Genomic DNA, 21450 nt, shown 5'->3' on the forward strand with positions numbered 1-21450 from the left:
TGTCTACCGGGAGGGCAGGCGGGCAGTGAAGGGGTCAAGAGGTAGCCAGGTGCAGCGCCAGGCGATCATCGTCTTCCCTGGTCAACGTCCGGGTCGCGGACGTGCTACCGGCTGCGAGGTGGCTGGCTGATGCCGCGCCGGGCCCGCCTCCCCCAGCCAGAGACTTCGTCCATGTGGCGAAGTGCGCCGGGCCTCGACGAGAGCGCTGACGAAGTCGGCAACACCGCCTCCGTGCACGTCATCGCCCACCGCAGTTCGCGTATCCCGGCGCCGCGGATCGAGAAGGTTGGGCGTCCAGAGACGTCAGCCCGGGCGACGACGTCTGACAGAGACGTGCCGGATGCCGAACTGGTCGCACCGTCAGCACGGTTCGACCAGTGTCTGCCGAGCTCTCACACGAGCACGCGACGAACGCCAGAGCAGCCGTTTACGCGGTCGGTGCGGTCGTGGGAGTTGGTGTCGGATGTGGAGGCGGCGGCGTTCGCGGGCCGGTTCGCCTGCGACTTCCAGTCCTTCGACGAGGACGTCCCGTGGCGGCGCGCCGAGGTGCTGCGTGAGGTCCTCGCGGATGCGGCCGCGTGTACGTGGGGCTGGTCCGGTGCGGGCCGTCAGCGGGCTGATTCCCCGTTACCGGGCCGGATCTATCGGCGCTCGGAAACGACGGTGTTCGCCGAGGTCATCGTCCGCGCCACCCCGTATGTCCGCACCGCTGCTGCTCCCGATCCTGACGACTATCCCGAGGGCGAGGACAGCGAGTGGGTGGAACCGCCGGGGACGATCGGCCGCTCGTGTGCGCCGGCGGAGTCGGATGCGTCGTGGACAGCGTGCGAGCCGCGGTGGGTGCGGATGACGGTGCCGGTCACGCGCGCTCCGGAGGATGGCCGTCTGGTCGTCGATCCCGGGCTGCTCACCGAACCTGCTGGTGAACAGGCAAGTGAGCGCTGATGTCGTCGAGCAACCAGGTGCCGTCGCCGCCGGAGACGTCGGAGGAGACGCCGTCGTGGCTGACCGGCGATGCTGCGGCGTGGGCCGCTCCCGGCGCACCGCCCACGGCGGAGTCGACGACAACCGCAGCGGCGGTGTCGCCGGAGGTCCCGGCCGAGCGGCCGGTGCCGAACGGCTTCCCGGAACAGCTGGTGGCGACCGGCCCTGGCCCGCAGCCCGTTCGACCTGCGCCCGAGCCAGCGGAGACAGCAGCGGCGTTCTGGAACACCGACACCGCCGCCGCGCTCGGCGGCCAGGACGTTCCGGTCGCCGGTTTCTCTGATGGTGGTGCGTTCGCTGATGTGGTGCGTCCGAAGTTGGCCGCGCCGACGCATGGTTGGCGTGCTGCGGTCTACGCGCTCACGGCTGGGCGGTGGAATCCGGGCCTGTCCGAGGCCGAGCTGCGGTTGAAAGACCAGGTGCGGCGGGTCACGACACCGCTGTCCGGGCCGTTCAGCGTCGCGGTCGGCTCGATCAAGGGTGGTGTCGGGAAGACGACGTGTACCGGTGTGCTCGGGCTGGCGATGGCCGAGTACCGCGGGGACCGAGTCATCGCGATCGACGCCAACCCCGACGCGGGGACCTTGGGTGACCGCCTGGTCGGCGAGGCCCAGGCGGGGCGGCGGACGGTGCGGGACCTACTACGCGACCTGGACCAGGTCCGTACTTCTACGCAACTGTCGGGATACACCCACCTCGCCGGACGCCTACGCGTCCTCACCAGCGAGCAGGCCCCGGAACTGTCGGAGATGTTCTCCGAGCGCGACTACGAACGCGTCCTGCGGCTGCTCTCGATCTACCACGAGCTGCTGCTCACCGACTGCGGGACCGGCCTGGTGCACTCGGCGATGCAGGGCACGCTGCGCCACGCCGACTCCCTGGTCGTGGTCGGTGCCCCGACGAAAGACGGGGCGTCGCGGGCGGCGCGGACGTTGCAGTGGCTGGCCACCCACCAGGACGACCAGGGCCGGTTTCGGTATCGGGACCTGGTCCGTGACGCCGTCGTCGTCCTGTCCTGTGACAGGCAGTCCCGGTATGTCGATGACACCGTCATCCGCGACTACTTCACCTCCAGGGTGCGGGCGGTGGTCGAACTGCCCGCCGACCCACACCTCGCCACGGGCGACATCATCGACCTCGACGCCCTGGCCCCCGCGACGCGGGATGCGGTCCTCGAACTCGCCGCGGTGGTCGCCGACGGTTTCCAGCACCGCACCCACGGTCTGGCTTCCCACGGTTTCCGCGCCGACCACGCCGACCGTCAGGCCGGTATGCGGTGATCGGCTCCGGGCTGGTCACCGCCGTGGTGGGAGCGGTGACGTCGCTGGCGGTCGCGTTCGCTCCGGCCGCGCCTGTCCCGGCGGACGCACGAGTCGAGTGCAGCTGGCGCATCACCGCGGTGCACGTCCTGGCCGAACTCGACGGCGATCGTTCCGAGCGGGCGCAGATGTGGCGGGAGGCGTTGACCAGCGTCGGCGCCGACCAGACCGGCTTCATCCCCGCCACCTGCTACCAGGCCGGGAACCACCCGGATGATCATGAAAACGGATCCACCGAACATCCAGCACAGACCGGACAGGTCGGGCAGGACGCACAGGGCCCGGCCGGTTCTTCCCCGCTGCCGTCCGGGCCCGGCCAGGGCGACACCGCAGGTGAGATGTTCGGCTGGGGCGCCCCGGACGTCGTCGACGACTTCACCGGCACCACGCTCGGACCGGGATGGAACGCCTACGACGGCCCCGGGCATGCCGGGAACGGTGTCCGTTCCCCGGCTGCGGCGACCGTCGCCGGCGGTGTCCTCACCATCGACGGCACCGGGGACGGCACCACCGCCGGCCTGGCCTGGACCGCGCACTCCCAGAAATACGGACGGTGGGAGACGCGGATGCGCGCACCTACCGGTTCGCCGTCCTACAACGCCCTCGCGTTGTTGTGGCCGACCGAAGAGAACTTCCCGGTCGGCGGGGAGATCGATTTCGCGGAGATCATGGATCCGTCGCGGGACAAGATCGAGTTGTTCTTGCACTACGGCGCGGACAACTCCCAGGTCCACGGCGAACTGACCATCGACGCCACGCAGTGGCACAACTACGCGGTCGAGTGGACACCCGGCGGTGTGACCGCGTTCGTCGACGGCCGCGAATGGTGGAAGACCACCGACACTTCGATCTTGCCGCCCGGCCCGATGCACCTCTGTTTGCAGCTGGACTGGTTCCCGCGCGGCGACGGCGAGTCCGGGCGGATGCAGGTCGACTGGGTCAAGCAGTGGGGCCTCGCCGCAGGTGAGGGCTCGTCCACGACCTCCGGCGGCAGCGCCGGCTCCACGGATGCGGATTCGTCGACGTCGATCACCGACGAGATCAACAACGTGGGCAGGTCGTAGCCGCCCACTGCCTACTGTGCTCGCTCGTTTTCTGGCTCGTCTGCTCCCCCGCTGACCTGGAGGATTTCCCCGAATGTCTCCACGACCGAGACTGTCTCGGCGGCGTGCTGCGCGGCCGTCGTGGGCCGACCACGTACCGCGCCGACGCCTGCCGGACCGTCTGCTTCCTGCCCGGGCGCCGTCGACGGCGCCGGTGGTGCGGCGCTCGGCGGTCGCGGTCCTGACCGCGACCGCGCTACTCGGCGGCGGCGGCTACGCCGTCGCGGTCGTCACCGACCCGGAACGGCGCTCGGTGGCGGTGCTCGGGCTGACCGCGAACGGCGACTGCGACCAGAACATCGCCGCCCGCCAGCATGCCGCCGCCACCGAGACCCGCGCCCAGGCGCGGGCGCTGCTCACCGAGCTGTCCCTGTCCGCCGACCCGGCCGACCACGCCCTCGCCGAACAGATCACCGACCTCGGATTCCGCCCCGCCACACAGTCGGTCGAGTGGCGTCAGCACGCCGTGGACGTCTCTGACCAGCTTCACCACCTGGACAGCGCTGATCCGCAGGTCCGCGAGGTGGGTGTGCGGCTGGCCGCGGCCGGGCTCGGCCCCACCCCGGCCGATCTGGTGGCCCCGCCGCCTGCGGCGGACCTCGTCGACGACACCGCCGCCGGGACCGCTGCGGTGCTTGGTGCTGTCGACCAGGCCCGCTCCGCCGTCACAGCACCGGCAGCACCGGCAGCACCGATGGAGCGGCCGCGGGCTGCGGCGCCGCCGGTACCCGCGGCCTGCACCGACCAGCACCACTCGGCCACGCCTCCGGCTTCGCTGGGAGCACCGCCCGCGGGAGAAAAGACCGTCCCGACCAGCACTGCACCGGCCGGTGAACCGGCGGCACCGGCCGCTACTGCTGCGCTGCCTGCGGCAGCCGCACCCACCACGACACCACCGACGCCCACCGGCCCCAACAGCAGCAGCGACCGGGCCACCGACAGCCGGGACACGACCGATCCCGCCCCGAGCAGCGCGCCGACCACGCCCCGAACCTCAACACCCGCGACCTCAACACCCGCGAACTCGACACCGGCCACCGCCCCGCGTTCGACATCGTCGAACACCGTCGTCACCGACGTGCAGACCGGCCCTGGACAGGCCTCGTCGTCGGAGGACGCTGCGGCGGCGCGGGAGGCGATCGGGATGGTCAGCGACCTGCTGTCGGCGATCGCCACCTCCGGTGACGCCGATGCCACCCAGCTCGGGGCGACCGTCCTCGACGGCATCGACCGTGATCGCCTCGCCGCGCTGGGCGCCGACCCGGCCGATCTGGACGCCCTCGACCACCTCCGCGCCACCGCCGACAGCGACCAGCCCACGGCGGGCACGGCCCCGACACCGAAGCCGCCGTCGGAGTCAGAGTCAGAGGCCGGTGAGGTCCGGCCCGGCGCAGCGATCACCCGCACCCAGACCAGCAGAAACGGCAGCACCGCCGAGGCCACGTCCAGTTCCGCCGCTACCGAGAGCGGCGCTGGTCAGGACACCAGCGCGGGTCAGGACACGAGCGCAACGCCCGAGACCCAGACCAGCAGGTCGGGAGCTGTGTCGGCGAGTTCGGGAGCGGTGTCGGCGGGCATCGAGAAGCTGACCGCTCAGGCCCGCGCCGCGGCCGAGGTCGACCCGGTCGCCCAGGACCTCCTCGACGCCCTCGACCGCACCACCGGCAGCAGCACCAGCACCGGTGCCGGGGTGAAAGACAGCGCGGAAGACGACGCTGGAGACAGTGTGGGTGGGCGGTCCAGGGACCAGGCATCGACGACGGACGCCTCGACCGGCGGCCGCGACGACGGTTCCGACCGCGGTGCTGGTGAGCAGCCGCGCAAGCCTGTGGTGGGGGCCGAGCCGCCGCCGGAGGTGTCAGACGGAGGAGTCGTAGCACCGGCGGCGGGCTCGACCTGGGACAAGCTAGCGCAGTGCGAGTCCGGTGGTGACTGGAGCACGAACACGGGCAATGGATTCGCCGGTGGCTTGCAGTTTTCAAGCTCGACGTGGCGGGCCTTCGGCGGCGAAGGCCCAGCACACGAGGCGTCCCGGGCCGAGCAGATCGAGGTGGCCAAGCGTGTCCAGGCCGTGCAGGGCTGGGCGGCGTGGCCGACGTGTTCGAAGCGGCTCGGACTTCTTCGATGACCGCCGCCGCGGAAGCACCCGCACCCGACCCGGCAGACGAGCAGGAGCGGGACGTCTCCCGGCGTGCCGAACGGCCTCGGTCGCTGCCCGACCTCTATCACCTGCTCGGCACCGCCGCCCGTCGTCGAGCTCCTGACCTGGACTTCTGGGATGTCGAGATGATCGTGGACCTGACCGCAGCAGCCGCGGCCCGCACCCACCGCACCGGTAGTCCTACCGATGCGGTGGCGGTGGCCGAGCAGATGGGCGCCGCCGTCACCGCGGTGGCGGACCGGGCACAGCAGGTGTGGCCCGCGCACGTCGGCGATGCGGACTGGACACCGTTCGGGGCGGTCATCCCGGTCCTGGCCGGCTCTGCTGGTGCCGGGGCCTCGACCGTCGCCGCGGCGATCGCCGACATCACCCGCCAGGGGAAACGGTGTTGTCTGCTGGTCGATGCCGACGACCCGGCCCGGTCCGGACTCGCCCAGGCCGCCGGGATCGACGGCCCCTGGACCCGCCCGATCTGCGACCAGGTCCAGGTCCGCTATTCCTGGCGCGGCGTGTCCGGCAACGGTGCGATCGTCGCCCGCCTGGACACGACGCTGCCCGGGATCACGCCGGGGATGGTCCCGGCCCCACCGGACTGGCTACCGTCCTCCCCGCCGCTGCGACCGTTGCACGTGACCGTCGCCGACCTCGGCCACGGTGGCTGGCGGGCCGCCGCGTCCCCGGGCGCTGGGGCCGGTGGCTGGCTACGCGCTGGGCACCCAAGCCCGCGGCCGGTGCTGGTCGTGCGCGCGACGCGGCCGTCGTTGCGCCGGGCTGAGCAGCTCGTGGCCCGTCTGGACGGCTGGGTCCAGGCCGGAGCAGCGACTCCGGTGTTCCAGCTGGTGGTGAACGGGGCGAAGCGGTGGCCTGCTGGGATCGACGGCGCCGCCGGGCCGCACCTGGCGGCGTTGCTCGACGATGCGGTGTTCATCCCGGACGTGCCCGCGGTCGAGCTGGACGGCGTCACCGCCGAACCGTTGCCGCCCAAGGCGCTGGACGCGCTGCGGCCGTTGCTGGCCGCGTGGGGCGTGATCGACGTGCTGGCCGGGTCGCCTGCCGCCCGCCGACCCCCGCACCCCGGACCAGGCCCGTGACCGACACACCACGCTTGCCCGTCATCCCGCCCGTGTCCGTGTTCGTGTGTGTCCCGTTGAGGAGCGCTTGCTCGTGTTGAGAACTGTGTCCGATGGTGCTGGATGGTTCGGTGTCGTGCGACCGGGCCAGCAGCCGGCGCCCCCGCCGGCGCCGCCGGCTGGTCAGGGCACCACCGATCCGTTGCCGCCGTTGCCGACGGTGGTACCGAGGCCGTTGCCCGGCCGGTTCGGTGACACCGCCGACTACCTCGGCGGTGTCATCATGTCGCTGGCCGGCTGGTCGGTGCCGGTCCTGTTCTTCCTCGGTGTCCTGACCATCGGCGCCGGACGACTGTGGGGCAACCGGATCGCGGCGACGATCGGTGCCGGGATGGTCGGCACCTCGGTCCTGGCCGGTGTGCTCTGGGCGTCCGGCCAGAACCTGCTGAAGACGATCGCGACCGGGGACTTCGGATGACCACTCCGTCTACGCCGCCGGTGGTGCGGGAGCCGAACCGGCGCCGCGGCTACGCGATCGCCGCCGGAGTCGGCGTCCTGGCGACACTGCTGGTCGCCGGCCTGGTCTACACGATCATGGGCTGGCTCGGCGGACGCGACGAACCCGCACCGGCTCCCGCCGCTCCACCCGCGGCGGCAGGCGTGGAGGCCCGGGAGTGGGCCTCGGAACAGGAACTCGCTGCCGCGCCGATGCTGGCGCTTCCCGCGGCCGCTGGTCAGCCACACACGTTGACCACCGAGACGGCTGGACCGCCGATCACGCTGCCTCCGGCGGGGCGCACGGTCGGCGTGTGGGTGCCCGACAGCTTCCCCGCAACACCGGAGGGCGCGGTCGCGCAGCTGGTCGCGATGACCCAGGCCGGGATGCTCAGCGGGGACCCAGCCGACTACGCGCGTGCGTTCGACTCGATCGTCGAGCCCGGCTCCGCCGAGCCCGGAACCCAGGCATGGTTGGCCCTGGTGTTGACAGACTTCCGGAAGAAGGCCGGATTGCCCGCGCACGGGCCCTATCCCGGGATGTCGATGACGTGGACACCGCGGGCGGCCCTGATCAAGGGCACGGTCGGGGACCGATTCGTCGTGGCGTGTGTGCTGGGCGAGTACAGCGCCGATTACATCGGCCAGGTCACCAGCGCCGGGGTCGCAGACTGCCAAGCGATGCGCCGCGTCGCCACACCCGGCGGTGAGCAGTGGCGCATCGTCACAGGCCAACGCCCGGCGATCCCACCGTCACCGTGGCCCGGGACCGCTGAAGCGGTCGCCGCCGGATACCGAGACCTGATCCGATGACCGCCGACGTGCTCGGACGGACCGGGTGGGCGACCCAACCACCGCCGACCCCGCCACCGCCTGAACCTGCTCCGCCGGAGACCGGTGAAGCGAGTCTGAGCGACGCGCTGCTCGGGATCGCCGCGAACCCGGCGGACACCATGTCCACCGCCATCAGCGGCTACGTCAAGGCCGGTGTCGTCGGTGTCCTGGAGTCGGTGTGGACGGCCGGTCTGGCGATGCTGCGCGACACCCTCGCCCTGATCGACCATCTGACGCGGTTCGATCTGGTTGCGTTGTTCGCTCCGGATCGCGGTCTGGGGCAGGTGTGGCCGGCGTTGTGGTGGCTGGCGATCCTGGTCGCTACCTGCGTGTTCTTCTCTCAGATCGTGGCGGTCGTGGCCCGGGGCGGGTGGGGCGCGTCGCGGTTGCTGCTGGGCCCGGTCCATTTCGGGATCGCGCTGGCGTTCATCTTGTCGTTGTCGGCGGGTCTGGTCGCCGCGGCGGACGGGATCGCCCGCGGCCTGCTCGATCTAGCGTTGGGCTCACCGGATTTCGCCCGGGTCCTCGACCCGCCACCGGTCGACCCGGACGCCCCGGCCGAGGAGCCGGTGACCGGTGTCGGGGCGATCTTCATCGATAACCCGGACCTGGGTGAGGGCCTGACGGAGATGTCGCGGGCGATCATCATGGCCATCGCCGGAGCACTCGGTGCGGCGGCGTCGGTCGGTTTCGCGTTCGAGATGGTCGTGCGCCAGGCGATCATCGTCATGCTGATCGCGGTATCGCCGATCGCGGCGGCGGGGTTGTTGTCGGGGGCGACGTCGGCGTGGTGGTGGCGGACCGCGCGGTGGCTGGCCGCGGCGATCCTCCTCGAGCCGGCGTTGGCGTTGCTGCTGGTCATCGGGGTCGGGATGCTGGGCAGCGCCTCCGGTGTGTCCGGGGTGTTGGCCGGTGCGGTGACGTTGCTGGCGGCGGTGTTCTGCCCGTGGGCGGCCTACAAGCTGCTGGCGTTCGTCGATCCGGCGACCGGCGCGGGAATGGATGTGCGGGCGGTCATGGCGCGGCGCCCGGCCCCGGCGGGGGCGGCCCGCCCCGGTGGTGTCGCAGCCGAGGAAGCGCATACGGCGCGGTTCGCCGACCACGCCCGCGCCCAGGCCGGTGGGCGTGGTGGTGTCGCGGCGGGCGCGGTGCGGGCCGGGCGCGCGGTCGGCGGGGCCCTGACCAGGGGCTATCACGGTGTCGCGGCGGCGGGGGAGTACGCGGCGGGCCGGTTGAACCAGCAGGCCGCTCAGACCGGTGTCGGGCACGGCGGCGGCTTCGTGCTGCACCGCACGCCCAGCGTCCGCCCGTCCCCGGTACCGGCCCGGCCGGCGGCGGCGCCCGATGTCGGCCACGGCGGTGCCCCGGCGCAGGTCGACCCGCCTGCTCCTGCTCCTGCTCCGGCGCCGGAGCTGGGCCGGGCCGCGACACGTGACCAGACCGACCACATCCCCGACACCGGCAGCGGCGCTGGCGGCGGTGCTGGTGGCGGTGCTGGTGGTGTGTCTGCGCAGCGGCGGCGTGAGCTGGACCGGCGCGCCCAGCAGCAGGAGCGGGCGCCGCGCCCGGCGCCGGAGGCCGACCGGCGCCCACCGAAACCGCCACCGACCACACCGCCGCCGACGTCTACGACACCGCCGCGGCCGCGGCCGGACACCGGGAGCGACCGATGACCACGACCGATCCCGGGCGGATGTATCGGAATCTGCACCACCGCGAAGGCGCCGGATGGCTCGCGGGCCTGTCGACCGGCCAAGCCGTGGTGGTGGGTGCGGCGTGTGTGCCGGTGGTGGTGGCGGTCGGGTCGGGGCGGTGGTCGGCAGCGTTCGGCTGGCTGCTGGTCGCGGCGGCGGTGTGGGCGCTGACGACTATCCCGATCCGCGGGCGTCCCGCGCTGCACTGGCTCACTGACCTGGCCATGTTCACTACAGGAGTCCTTATGACCTGGTCGCCGTGGCAGTCCAAGGCCGCCGCGGGCCGCGCCACCGATCCCGACGCCCCGGACCTACCGGGAGTGTTGGCGCGGTTCCGGTTCCACGACGGCCCCCCGTTGTCGGAGAAACGCCTGTGTCTGATCCAGGACAGCGTCGACGGCCGGTGGGCGATCACCGGCCGGCTGACCCATGCCGGTGTCGCGATGGCGGCACCTGCCGAGTGCGAAGGCCTGGCCGATCAGCTGGGGACGATGCTGATCGGGGTCGCCCACCGCGAGGTCATCGACCGGGTCTCGCTGCTGGTGCGGACCGTGCCGGATGACGGCACCGACTATCTGGTGTGGCGCGAACAGCACGAGAGCCCGGACGCCCCGGAGCTGACCCGGGCGATCGCCGCGGAGATCGACCGCGACGTCGCCGCCGCGAGTGTGCGGACCGAGCTGTTCGTCACCGTCGCCGGCACCGAGCACTCGCTGCGGCGGGCGGCGAAGGCCGCCGGCGGCGGTATCCCGGGGCGCGCCTATGCCCTTTACCGCGTGTTGGACGGTGTCGCCGACGCGCTGCGCGGCCTCGGCGTCACCGAGGTGACCTGGCTGTCGTCCGCCGGTGTCGCCGAAGCGGTACGGACCGGTTTCAACCCGGCCGCGGCGGCGCATCTGCGGCATCAGCAGCTGACGCGGCCGGACCGGGCCGGGCATCTGTCGTGGTCGATGGCCGGGCCGGTGCTGGCGCCGACCCCGGCCGCGCGGCATTACGCCCACGACGGATTCGCGACGGTGGCCTATGCAGTGCAGCCGCCGGTCGGGGGCACGAGCTTCGGGTCCCTCGGACCGCTGCTGGCGGTGCGGCGGGCGGGGGAACGTCGGTCGTTGCAGATCCACTACGAAGTCCTCGATCCGTCCCATGCCCGCCGGCACGTCTCCCGCACCCGGTTCCGCGCCACCCTGATCGCCGACCTGAAAGCGACCCGTGGGTTCGGCACGACCGTGGAGGAGGAGCAGCGTCACGCTGGTGGGCACGCCCACGAGGCCGCGGTCGCGGCCGGGCACGCCCTGGTCCGCTACACCATCGCCGCCGCGACGACGGTCCCGTCGGACTGGGCGGACTGGGGCATCGAGGACGCCGCGGCCGGGATCGAGAACGACGCCGCGGACCGCTTCGGCCTCCTACGTTTGGAGCTGACTCAGGACGCGGCGTTCGCCGCGGCGTGCCTGCCCGTCGGCTACGGCCTCCCCGGTCTGCCGAACCGCAGGTGGCAACGATGACCATGTCCTCTCGACGGTTCACGCGGCGGTTCGGACGGCGGCGGCGTGGTGTGCCGGTGTCGCGGAGTACCGGCGAACTGCTGACCGCGTTCACCGACCTCACCACCGAACAGCTCACCGTGACTGCGGCGCCGGAGACCGGCCGGCTCGATGACGGTGTCGCCTGGAACCTCGATCCGCGCCGCGGACACCGGGAGCCCGGTCGGGGCTGGGCCCCGGTCGATGCCGCCCGCCGGCTGCCGGTCTACCGGGCCACGACCGACCAGATCGGCGGCCTGTTCCCGTTGCTGGCAGCGCACGGTGTGCCCGCGGTCGGTGCCCGGATGGGCTACGACGTCGCCACCGGCGGCTCTTTCTACACCCACCCACCGGAATGGGTCCTGAGAAAGATCGTCACCAACCCGAACATGATGATCTTCGGCAAGCCCGGGCGGGGGAAATCCTCGACCGTGTGTGCGTTCTGCCTGCGGATGATGCCGTTCGGCTTCAAAACGCTGATCTCCGGCGATCGGAAGGGCGAGTACACGCCGGTGCTGCGGGCACTGGGGATCGAACCGATCGCGCTCGGGCCCGGGTCACCGCGCCGGCTCAACGCCCTGGACCTCGGGCCACTGCGTACGTACTGGCCGGCCTGGAGCACCGAGCGGCAACGCCGCGAACTCGACGTGATCCTCGGCCGCTGGAACCGGCTGCTGCTGTCGCTGGCCGCGGCCCAGGGCCACGTCCCGTCGGTGACCGACGAGTACGTCCTGCACGCGGTCCTGCGCCGTCTGCTCGGCGCCGATGACACCACCGACCAGCTCCGCCCGGTCACGATCCCGCAGGTCACCGGCCTGCTCGCCGACCCCGACACCGACTTGTGGACCGCGACCCGGTTCGCTGACCGCACCGAGTTCACCACGCAGACTCGGGCGATCACCGACGCCCTGTCGAACCTGGTCACCGGGCCGCTGGCCGGGCTGTTCGACGCCGAGACGAACTTCGACCTCGACTGGGACGCACCCATCCAATCCATGGACCTGTCGCGGCTCGACCCACTCGGAGACAAAGCGATGAACGTCGCCCTGACCTGCCTGGGCATGTGGTCGTCGATGCTCACCACCCTGCACAACACCGTCGACAACACCGGCACCGGCGGGGCGGGTGGGGCGCCGCGGATCGTGGTCCGCGACGAGGTCTGGCGCCAGATGGGCCTGGGCCTACGCGCGGTCCAGGCCATCAACGCCGACCTACGCCTGTCCCGCTCCGACCGCACCATCCAGTTGTTGATCATGCATCAGCCGTCCGACCTCCACGCCGTCGGCGCCGCCGGATCACACGAGGCCGCGATCGCCCGGGACTTCCTCGCCCTGTGCTCAACGAAAATCCTGCTCGGCCAATCCGACGCCATCACCGACGACCTCGCCGACCAGCTCGGCCTGTCGAGCACCGAGCAGGCCGCGATCACCGGATGGGCCATGGCCGCCCAGGGCCGAGCACTGTGGAAACTCGACAACCGCCCCGGCATGAAAATCCAAACCGTCCTCTCCGCCACCGAGAAGTCGATCTTCGACACCGACGCCGGCATGCGCTCAGGGCCTCGCGTCGAGGCCCTGACCAGCACGAACGGTACCGGCGGCCCGGACATCGGCGACCAGCGCGGCGAGGCCGACGACACCGCCCCGGGGATCGACGGCGTCAACGACACATTGACGGAGGGACGCTAGTGGGGCGTGGCGCGCTGGTCGCGGGCGGCGTCGGGGTGTCGGTGGTGCTGCTGGCGACCTGCGCGATCGGCGGGCTCGCCGTCGTCGCGGCGCTCGGGATCGCCGGAGGCCGCTTCGGATGCGGACCCGACGGCGGACTCGGCGGCGGCGGGCAGACTGTGGACGGTGTCGACTGGACGGGTGAGCAGACTGAGAACGCGGCGACGATCGTCGCCCGGATCGTGGAACGACAGCTGCCGCGGCGGGCGGCGGTGATCGCGATCTCCACCGCGATCGTCGAATCGCAGCTCCGGAACATCGCCCACGGCGACCGGGACTCCCTCGGGCTGTATCAGCAACGCCCGTCCCAGGGCTGGGGCCCGCCCGCGCGGGTGTTGAACCCGGTCGCGGCCACCGACTCCTTCCTCGACCGCCTCCTGGAGCTGCCCGGCTGGGCGACCATGCCGCCGGGGACGGCTGCGCAGGCGGTGCAGCGCTCGGCGTTCCCCGACCGCTACGCGCCCCAAGAGGCACCGGCCGCGGCGCTGGTCGAACAACTCTGGGTCGGGCCGGACCATCCCGTCCCCGCACCCGACACCGCGGCCCAGGGCGGTGCGAACGTCCAGCTCGCGTCGAGCGTGTATGCCTGCCCGGACTCCGGCGGCGCCGGACTCCGCCCGGGCGGTGCGGGTGTCGTCGATGCGACGACGCTCCCACCGGGCTTCACCGCGCCCACCGATCCCGTGGCGCGGGCCGCCGTGACCTACGCCCTGGCCCAGCTCGGGAAACCGTACGTGTGGGGCGGGACCGGCCCGGACGGCTTCGACTGCTCCGGACTCATGCTCGCGAGCTGGGCCTCAGCCGGTGTCGCACTCCCAGCGGGGACGGTCAGCCAGAAACACGCCGGGACACCGGTCCGCATCGCCGACATCGCGCCCGGGGACCTGGTGTTCATCCCCGGCTCACTCGGTACGAGTGAGAATCCTCGGCACAACGGCATGTATGTCGGCCACGGCCTGATCGTCAACGCCTACGACACCAACCGCGGCGTCGTCCTACAACCACTCACCGAATGGGAAAGTGACATCACTCACATCCGCCGGGTCCACACGCCAGCAACCGCACCGACGGGCCCACCGGCGCCGGCGGCTGCCGCGGCAGGACCCGCGTCATGACTGCGTCGCACACACAACCGACCACACCAAGACGAACCTGGACAGAAGGCGACGGGGTCGGCGATGTCGTGTCGTTGTTCTACGTCGTCCCGCCCGACCAGCTCGTCCCCGACCTGCACCCACACCTCGGGGCGTTCCGGACGGGGGACTGCGCAACCTACTGGCTCGCCCCGACCGCCGACGGCCGCCGGGATCTCGACGCCGTCGAGGACGTATATCGGTCGGCGGGATGTCTTGACCGGCCAGCCGAGGCCGGGGGCGTGGAGCAGGTGCTCTACCTGGGCAATGGGGCGGCGGCGTAACCAGTGGACCGGAACGATCCCGGAGCAGACGGGGCGGCCGGTGCCGATAGGCACCGACTCCGCTACGTTCTGCACAGGAAAAAGGACTGCGGCGCCCCGCTCACGCAAAAAGTGTGGGCGCCGCAGTCACAGTGCACTTCTGAATGCAAGGGAGCACTCTAGCCATGTCCTCTCGACCCGTCGAGACCCCCCTCGACCTCGACCTCGACCTCGACCTCGACCAGCTGTACTCGCCGCCGGTGGTGGTCGCCCCGCTTGTGCCGGCTGGCCTGGCCGCTCTCGTCCTGACCGGTGGTGCCCGATGAGCGCGGCGACGATGATCCGCCCGTCGGTTGGCGGGCATGAGACCGGCGCGGATGGGTTGCGGGAGGGGCGTGGGTTCCCGTTCGCGATGGTCGGGGACTTCGTCGTGCTGGCCAGGCTCTCGCCGCGGGCGTGCCAGCTGTACTGGATGCTGCGCGGGCATGTGAACACCGCGCGTGGTGATGACCGGGCCTGGCCGGGGATGCGGGGCCTGGCCGACGCGATGGGCCTGAGCAAGATCGACAGCGTGATCGCGGCGGTGCGGGAGCTGGAGGCGATCGGCGCGGTCGATGTCGAGACCGTCCCGACCCGTACCGGGCGCCGCAACGTCTACACCGTCCACCTCACCCCGCCCCCGGGCTATACCGGCCTGACCAGTTTCCAGGAGCTCTACGCCCAGCGCGCCCGCGACGCCGCCCAGGAGGCCGCCCGGACCGCGGCAGAGGCCCCCGCGAACACCCCCGCCGGGCCCCCACCGCCTGCCTCCCGGGCCTCGCGGGCGTGCCCCGCGCCCCGCCGTACCGCCCGTCATAGCCCTCGGAATGGCCCTGTTTCCGCAGGTCGTGGGGGGTCATCCGAAAAATCGGATCACCCGTTTGGGGGGTCATCCGATTTTTCGGATGACCGGTCATCCGAAAAATCGGATCAGAACCAGACGAAGGTGAACGAGACGAACTGGGGGGGGCGCGTGCGCGCCCCTGAGCCGCTCGGCCCCGCCGACGCCCCCCTCCCCCCGAGTCCTCGACCCGAGCCACAACCCCGGCCACGAGACGGGCACGGACGCGGGACCGGGACCGGGACCGCAGCGACCGGTGCAGGAGGCGAGCTGGGAGCGGTGACCGCGCAGCTGGCCGAGCTCACCACCGCGCTCACCAGCGCCCTGACCGCCCTCGCCACAGCCGGGCACAACACGACACCGGCACCCGCGCCGGCACCCGCACCGACTCCGACCCCGGCCGCGCCGACAGAGCCGACAGAGCCGACGCCCAGCGCCGCGGTGCCGGAGCCGGACCCGGCCCGCCGCGAGACCTGGCGCTGCGCCCGGCACCTCGCCGCCCCCGACCCCCACGATCGGCCCTGTGGCGGCTGCGGAACGGTCCGTAAGCGGATGCAGGCACAAGAGGCCCAGAAGGCCACCGAAGCCGCTCAGAAGCGCTCTGAGGCCGCGCAACACGCACGCCAGCAGATCGCCGACTGCACCGAATGCGACGAGTACAGCTACGTCCTCGACCCGCACGACCCCGCCGGCGGCTCCTACGACCCACCACTGCGCTGTCACCACGACCGCCCAGCGATCGACCGCATCACCGCCGACGAACAACGCCAGACCGCTCAGGCCGCCGCCGCCACCCGCTCCCCGATCTCGGCCGACACCCGCGCACTGATCGACGCCACCCGCACCCGCCTCCAGTCCCGCACCAGCACCAGCACCCCGTCCACGACCGGCCGCCGACAGCGACTCAACCCGAAAGCATGGCGATAACCAGGACAAACTCGACACCCGCCAGCGGGCGGTGCCGGGCTGAAGACGGTGCTGCCGCGTCGCTCCCGGTCCTCACCCGCCCCGAGGGGGCGGGCTGCGGTCCGGGTCGACTTGCCCACGAGCCGCCGACAGGGCCAAAGCGGGCCAGAGCAGCGACGCCGCAGCACCCGGGACCTGCTCACACACCCACGTCACCTGTCGCGCACAGTGCACACATGAACACACCACGCAACGACCCAGCCGCCCAGAACGATCGGCTGCCCTGGCCGACCTGGATGTCCGGCCCCGACCGCACCGCCGCCGAAGCCGCGGCCACCGCCGACACCGTCGTGTTCAACCGCGCCGCCCTGCACGACGCCCTGACCCACGACCACCGTGCCCGTCCTCGGGCCACAGCTCAGCAGAGCGCGAACACGGCCCCAGCGCCCGCGACGTCATCGGCTGCCGCGTCATCCACCGCCCGGCCCGACACCGGGCCGTGGCTCACACTGGTGATCCTCGGCCTGGTCATCGTCGCCGCGATGCTGGTCATCACCGTGACCTGGACCTGACACCCAGCAGGCTCGGTCAGGCCGGGACCATCCGCGGGCCCACCCGACCAGAGCCAGCAGTTGCAGCGTCAGGAGCACCAGCGCGCTGTGACGGGAGACCGTGTTCCGCGGGCGGGAGCATGCCGCGGTCCCGCAGCCTGCGCTTGGCCTTCGCCGCCGTGCGGTTCCCGCCGATCATCCGATCGACCTCGGACAGCGACAGGTCCTCACCTCGGGCCCACGCCGCCGCCAACAGCGCTTCGGCCTTCGCCAGCTTCGTCTCCCCCACCGCGCTCACGACGGCCGTGCAGGCCGCCGCGTCGTCGCTGCCGCCCTCGGGGGTGTCCTGACGCCGCGCTGGGCCCGACGTCACCACCGGCAGCGGCGCCGTGTCGCCCTGATCCGCACCAGGCTCCTCCACCGCCCACGCCGACTGCATCGACTGCATCGAGATCGCCGAGGACTCGGAGCGGTCCTCGTGCGCAGCGCCCACAGCCGCGGTCGACACTTGCCCGGCAGGGGCGGCCGTGGCCGTCCAGCGTGCCGCGCCACCAGCGACGCCCGGCCCCACCGTCCGGCTCGCAGCGAGGGCAGCGCGGGTGGGACGCAGCACGATCGCGATCAATTCCAGACTGATCGCGAACGCGACCGGCGGGAACAACGCGACCATCCACGCCGCCACCGACGCCAACACCGATCCATCCCGCACCCATTCACTCTCCGGGACAACAGAGGCGGCGTTCGCCAACAACGTCACGATCATCCCGAACGCGAATGCCGCCCACGGCCCGAACCCGACCCGCTCACCCCGAGTGCGGCGCGACCACACCACCACCAGCGCTGCAGCGAGGAGCCCGTCCACCGACAGCGGCAGCCAATACGCCAACGCCGACCCCGGATTAAACCGGGCCGCGACCTCCTGCAAATGCCAATACGACGCCACCGCCGCGGGAAGACCCACAGAACCCACCACAAGAACCGCGAGAACACGCGGCCACACCGACGCCCCACAATGTCTGCCGAGCACGCCCCGACTGCGGGAGGTTTTCCTCCGGGATCAGTTGCTGTTCCCGACCGGCCCACAGCTCACCGGCAGAGCCCACGCCGGGCTCGCCGTTTCCGCTCGTGGGCCTGAGTTCATGAACAGTCATGACCGATCCCGCTCCTCCGCCGCACGTGTAGTGGCGCACGTGACATTACACGACCCCGCCGACCATGAATGCGCAGTGTCCGCCCGGGGCCGTATGCGACCGGCAAAGACAAGAAGTCCCGGCCACCGTTCTTCGGTGCTCGCCGGGGGTGCTCGTGCTCGCCGGGGGTGCTCGCCTCGCCGGGGGTGCTCGCCGGGGGTGCTCGCCGGGGGTGCTCGCCGGGGGTGCTCGCCGGGGGGCTCGCCGGGGGTGCTCGCCGCCGCGTGGGGGTGCTCGCCGGGGGTGCTCGCCGGGGGTGCTTGCTCGCCGGGGGTGCTCGCCGGGGGTGCTCGCCGGGGGTGCTCGCCGGGGGTGCTCGCCGGGGGTGCTCTGCTCGCCGGGGGTGCTCGCCGGGGGTGCTCGCCGCCGGGGTGCTCGCCGGGGGTGCTCGCCGGGGTGCTCGCCGGGGTGCTCGCCGGGGGTGCTCGCCGGGGGTGCTCGCCGGGGGTGCTCGCCGGGGGTGCTCGCCGGGGGTGCTCGCCGGGGGTGCTCGCCGGGGGTGCTCGCCGGGGTGCTCGCCGGGGGTGCTCGCCGGGGGTGCTCGCCGGGGTGCTCGCCGGGGGTGCTCGCCGTGCTCAAGTCATGGGGTGCGCTACGCCGCGTCTCGGCGGGCGACCTGGAAAGCAGGCCCCTGGGGCCTCGAGCTTGGCTAGCTTGTCTACGTCACGCTCTGTGCTTGTCCAGGAGGTAGACAAACCACTGGACAAAGACTGGACAAGCGGTTGGACTTCGGCGTCCTACGCGCGTGCGTGCACGCACGCGCGTAGGACGCACACTAGCACGCCCGCTCCGTTGTCCAGCTGGACAACTGGACAATCACGCGCCGTCACACTCACCGTCGGCGGCGCTGGCACCGGACCTGCCGTCGCTCATCTCCCGAGCAAGACCCTCAACGAACTCGATCGCCTGGTCGCCGCGCAAACTGCGCCTTTGGTAGTCACGGAACTGGTCGATGTAGTGCCGCACGTTCTCTGGCTTGGCTTCAGGGCTGATTGTGACGTCGCCAGGAGTTCGAACAGCTAGATCGTCAGCATCCTTATTGGGTGACATGTAAATCGTGAAACTCGGACCGCGATCAATATGCGACTCGGCGTTTGCGGTTAGGATCCACAAATTAAATCTACCGTAACGCGCCAGAGAGCCGAGCCAATGCAACTGATCAATCATGATGCCTCTATCTCCTGAGGGGCATCTAAGCGCCCGCTCGGAAATGACAACGTCGAGGCGGCTGGGGGTCTCGTAGAGAATCTTCTGTCGTGTGACCTTGGCGAGAATGTTCGCGGCTAGGCGCTGCTTCGAATTTGCGGCGACCGTCACGGCCAGCCAGTGCATGTAGGCAGCAGTCTGAAGGACGTCTGGAATAGTCGAGTTTTGCCACACGCGGCAACTCGTGATGCGGCCCTTTCCAGGGCGGAAATATCTCTTGCCTGAATATTCCAGCCGCTAACTGGAACGTTTCTCCATAATGCGACCGTTCCGCATGCCCGCTGGGCGATGCTCGTTATCTGCGCACACACCTCCGGTGGCGTTGATGTTTCCTGGAGCCATCTCTGTAGCTCGAACTCGGATATTCTTAATCGCCCTAATTCGATTCTACTGATTCGCGATTGGTCGAGACCGATTATTGCGGCGAGTGCGTGCCCGTCAGGCCAGCCGCGTGCCGTCGTGTCCGAAGCTCTTCGCCGAGGTGGCGTTGAGCGTCGACTCGGTCTCCAGTCACGTCTGCTCCTCCCTGCTTCCATGGCTCCGGGACTGCGGCGAGGCCCCCGCTTGGGGGCCGCGTAGGCAGGGTTGCCGGAGCGACCCCTTGACGCCCGACGACCGCTACGTCATGCTCGAATGCATGTCGCTTCTATGCACTCTGGGTGCGGCGGCTAGGAGTCCAAATAGTCGGGTCTCGACGGGTTGTGTCCCCGCCGAGACCCTGCGAGTAACCCCCTGAGTAGGAGGAGGCGACCCACGTGGTCGAGCGTAGTCCTGTCTTTGACGATGATCCGGGACCTGTAGCTCCGGTCCCTGTAGAGCTGTCGTCCCATCCAGCCCGTCACTGCCTGGGTGTCGACACGGAGGTGTTTTTCCCGGTCAGTGAGCTGGGTGTGTTGCAGGCCCGGCTGGTGTGCACCGGCTGCCCGGTGCGTGTGGCGTGTCGGGAGTGGGCGACGGCGACTGGCCAGTACGGCATCTGGGGCGGTACGACGCGTGAGCAGCGCATCGCGCACCGCCACGCCGCCACGATCCCGGCGCCCGAGCCTGTTCGTCCGGCGGTCGCAGCATGAGCACTGAGGCCGAGGTCGAGCAGCAGCCGCACGCGGCAGCTGATGCGAAGGCGCGCAGCGCCTACGCGGCGCTGCGCAGGATCACGGCGCAGCGCAGCATCTTCGCGACCGCTTACGGGCGAGCACGAACTCCAGGTGACCGTGCCGCAGCAGCGCTGAGCGCTGTCCGTGCGGCGATCCCGGCGATGACTTCCATCCGCACAACCGCTGTCCCCGGACATCGAACGTCGGCTGGATCGGATCGCCGATGACCTCGCGGACCTGTTCGTTGAGCTGCATGACGCGCAGGAGGTCGCGGCGCGTAAGGCGGTCCGGGCGAAGGAGCGTCAGGCCGCTCGGGCCGAGCAGCGGCGTGCCGCTGTGCTGGCTGCAGGTGGTGAGCGGCGGTGAAGGTCCGTGGGCGGTGCGTGGTGTGTACGCGGTCGTTCGAGATCCCGCCGGGCCGGGCGGCGCAGGTCTGTGGCCGGTGCCGTAAGCGGGAGCAGCTGGGAGGTGGTCGTCGTGGCGCAGCCCGCATCTGACCAACACCAGGACGAGACCACTCCGGAACGGCCGGGCCTCTACATCGTCGACGGGGATGCCGATTCGTCCACGGTCGGTGAGGACCAGGCCGACAGCCAGGTGGAGCCCGCGCAGGTGAAGCCGTTGGCGCCGTGGGACCAGCGCATCGCCCAGATCGTCAGCGACGTGGTGGAGGCCCGCCCACGGTGGAACGAGCAGCCACCCTCGTACGCCCAGACCTGGGCGTACTCCCGGTCGGGGGACTGGACCACGTCCAGCAATCCGCTGGTGAGGGCGGCGCACTCGGCGCTGACTCTGGCCGCCCTGGTCGTGGTGTTCCCGCTGGATTGGGTGTCGAACGTGGTTCGGGACAAGCCGTCCGGCTTCGTGATCACGGTTGTCGTGGTCGTTCTACTCGCCCTCGCGTTCTGAAAGGACGGTGTCGTTGTGTCGTGGTCGATGTTCATTCCGAGTTCGATGCTCACGCTCTCGGCGCTCTGGCGCTGGTCCTGGCGATCGTCCCTCGTGTACCTGGACGTGCCTGGGAGGGCGTGGATTGGAGAAGGTCGCCGCGGTCCTTGCCGTGGTCGGCGGTTTCGGTGTCGGCGGCGCCTCGGCCGGCTGGTTCGGTGGTCTGTTCACAGACGCCCTGTCCGGGGGCGCGCTGACCGGGGCCGGGCAGGCCACCGCCCAGCTCGTCGGGGTGTCCGCGGTGGGCGCGGTCGCCGCCGCAGCCGGACCTGTGGGCCTACAGCCGCCTGCGCGGCTCCGGCATCACCGCCGCCACCAGGACGAAGTCGCTGCTGGTCGTCGCCGCCCTCGCCCTGGTCGGCACCGTCC

19 protein-coding genes and 1 pseudogene are annotated in these 21450 nt (G+C 71.2%); 17 read left to right on the forward strand and 3 right to left on the reverse strand.

Annotated features, from left to right (window positions below; genetic code table 11):
• Positions 1-171: 171 nt before the first annotated feature.
• From KPL57_RS59070 to KPL57_RS59140, 15 genes and pseudogenes are all read left to right on the forward strand, one after another.
• Complete coding sequence (locus KPL57_RS59070; protein ID WP_226358757.1) at positions 172-945, forward strand: hypothetical protein; 774 nt, start codon at positions 172-174, stop codon at positions 943-945.
• Positions 945-2264 carry a MinD/ParA family protein gene (locus KPL57_RS59075; protein ID WP_226358758.1) on the forward strand — a complete coding sequence of 440 codons (1320 nt, stop codon included), beginning with the start codon at positions 945-947 and terminating at the stop codon, positions 2262-2264. Before KPL57_RS59070 ends, KPL57_RS59075 begins: the two co-directional genes overlap by 1 nt.
• Positions 2261-3367: a glycoside hydrolase family 16 protein gene (locus KPL57_RS59080; protein WP_226358759.1), complete on the forward strand. Its 1107-nt coding sequence runs from the start codon at positions 2261-2263 to the stop codon at positions 3365-3367. The genes KPL57_RS59075 and KPL57_RS59080 overlap by 4 nt, the downstream gene beginning before the upstream one ends.
• 1894 nt (positions 3368-5261) lie before the next feature.
• Positions 5262-5522 (forward strand): annotated as a pseudogene (locus KPL57_RS59085) (transglycosylase family protein); the annotation flags it as partial.
• Between the two features lie 8 nt (positions 5523-5530).
• Positions 5531-6658: a hypothetical protein gene (locus tag KPL57_RS59090; RefSeq protein ID WP_226358760.1), complete on the forward strand. Its 1128-nt coding sequence runs from the start codon at positions 5531-5533 to the stop codon at positions 6656-6658.
• Between the two features lie 115 nt (positions 6659-6773).
• Positions 6774-7115 carry a hypothetical protein gene (locus KPL57_RS59095; RefSeq protein WP_226358761.1) on the forward strand — a complete coding sequence of 114 codons (342 nt, stop codon included), beginning with the start codon at positions 6774-6776 and terminating at the stop codon, positions 7113-7115.
• Entirely contained in the window at positions 7112-7945 is an 834-nt protein-coding gene (locus KPL57_RS59100) for a hypothetical protein (RefSeq protein ID WP_226358762.1), read from the forward strand. Before KPL57_RS59095 ends, KPL57_RS59100 begins: the two co-directional genes overlap by 4 nt.
• Positions 7942-9639, forward strand: coding sequence for a hypothetical protein (locus KPL57_RS59105; RefSeq protein ID WP_226358763.1), 1698 nt, complete (start codon positions 7942-7944; stop codon positions 9637-9639). The genes KPL57_RS59100 and KPL57_RS59105 overlap by 4 nt, the downstream gene beginning before the upstream one ends.
• Complete coding sequence (locus KPL57_RS59110; protein WP_226358764.1) at positions 9636-11165, forward strand: SCO6880 family protein; 1530 nt, start codon at positions 9636-9638, stop codon at positions 11163-11165. The genes KPL57_RS59105 and KPL57_RS59110 overlap by 4 nt, the downstream gene beginning before the upstream one ends.
• Positions 11162-12871, forward strand: coding sequence for an ATP-binding protein (locus KPL57_RS59115; RefSeq protein ID WP_226358765.1), 1710 nt, complete (start codon positions 11162-11164; stop codon positions 12869-12871). Before KPL57_RS59110 ends, KPL57_RS59115 begins: the two co-directional genes overlap by 4 nt.
• Positions 12871-14025, forward strand: a complete 1155-nt coding sequence (locus KPL57_RS59120) for a C40 family peptidase (protein WP_226358766.1) — start codon at positions 12871-12873, stop codon at positions 14023-14025. The genes KPL57_RS59115 and KPL57_RS59120 overlap by 1 nt, the downstream gene beginning before the upstream one ends.
• A 68-nt stretch (positions 14026-14093) precedes the next feature.
• Complete coding sequence (locus KPL57_RS59125; RefSeq protein ID WP_226358767.1) at positions 14094-14327, forward strand: hypothetical protein; 234 nt, start codon at positions 14094-14096, stop codon at positions 14325-14327.
• Between the two features lie 164 nt (positions 14328-14491).
• Entirely contained in the window at positions 14492-14632 is a 141-nt protein-coding gene (locus KPL57_RS59130; protein WP_226358768.1) for a hypothetical protein, read from the forward strand.
• Positions 14629-16113, forward strand: a complete 1485-nt coding sequence (locus tag KPL57_RS59135) for a helix-turn-helix domain-containing protein (RefSeq protein WP_226358773.1) — start codon at positions 14629-14631, stop codon at positions 16111-16113. The genes KPL57_RS59130 and KPL57_RS59135 overlap by 4 nt, the downstream gene beginning before the upstream one ends.
• Positions 16114-16328: 215 nt before the next feature.
• Positions 16329-16664 (forward strand): hypothetical protein, encoded by a 336-nt coding sequence (locus tag KPL57_RS59140; protein ID WP_226358711.1) that lies wholly within the window; start codon positions 16329-16331, stop codon positions 16662-16664.
• Positions 16665-16680: 16 nt separating this feature from the next.
• On the opposite strand, the gene KPL57_RS59145 is transcribed toward KPL57_RS59140, so the two are convergent.
• Positions 16681-17643: a DUF2637 domain-containing protein gene (locus KPL57_RS59145; RefSeq protein ID WP_226358769.1), complete on the reverse strand. Its 963-nt coding sequence runs from the start codon at positions 17641-17643 to the stop codon at positions 16681-16683.
• A 1006-nt stretch (positions 17644-18649) separates the two neighbouring features.
• On the reverse strand, positions 18650-19213 hold the full coding sequence (locus KPL57_RS59150) for a Scr1 family TA system antitoxin-like transcriptional regulator (protein ID WP_226358770.1): 564 nt from the start codon (positions 19211-19213) through the stop codon (positions 18650-18652).
• Between the two features lie 581 nt (positions 19214-19794).
• Here KPL57_RS59150 and KPL57_RS59155 point away from each other — a divergent pair.
• A complete protein-coding gene (locus tag KPL57_RS59155) occupies positions 19795-20109 on the forward strand; it encodes a WhiB family transcriptional regulator (RefSeq protein WP_226358771.1) in 315 nt (104 codons plus the stop codon).
• An 81-nt stretch (positions 20110-20190) separates the two neighbouring features.
• Here the strand turns inward: KPL57_RS59155 and KPL57_RS59160 are convergent, their stop codons facing one another.
• On the reverse strand, positions 20191-20388 hold the full coding sequence (locus tag KPL57_RS59160; RefSeq protein WP_226358772.1) for a hypothetical protein: 198 nt from the start codon (positions 20386-20388) through the stop codon (positions 20191-20193).
• Positions 20389-20610: 222 nt separating this feature from the next.
• Here KPL57_RS59160 and KPL57_RS59165 point away from each other — a divergent pair, with 222 nt between their 5' ends.
• The gene (locus tag KPL57_RS59165) at positions 20611-21042 is read left to right on the forward strand and encodes a hypothetical protein (protein ID WP_226358746.1); all 432 of its coding nucleotides are present in this window, start codon (positions 20611-20613) and stop codon (positions 21040-21042) included.
• The last annotated feature ends 408 nt before the right edge of the window (positions 21043-21450 follow it).

This window comes from Pseudonocardia sp. ICBG601 (assembly GCF_020496245.1).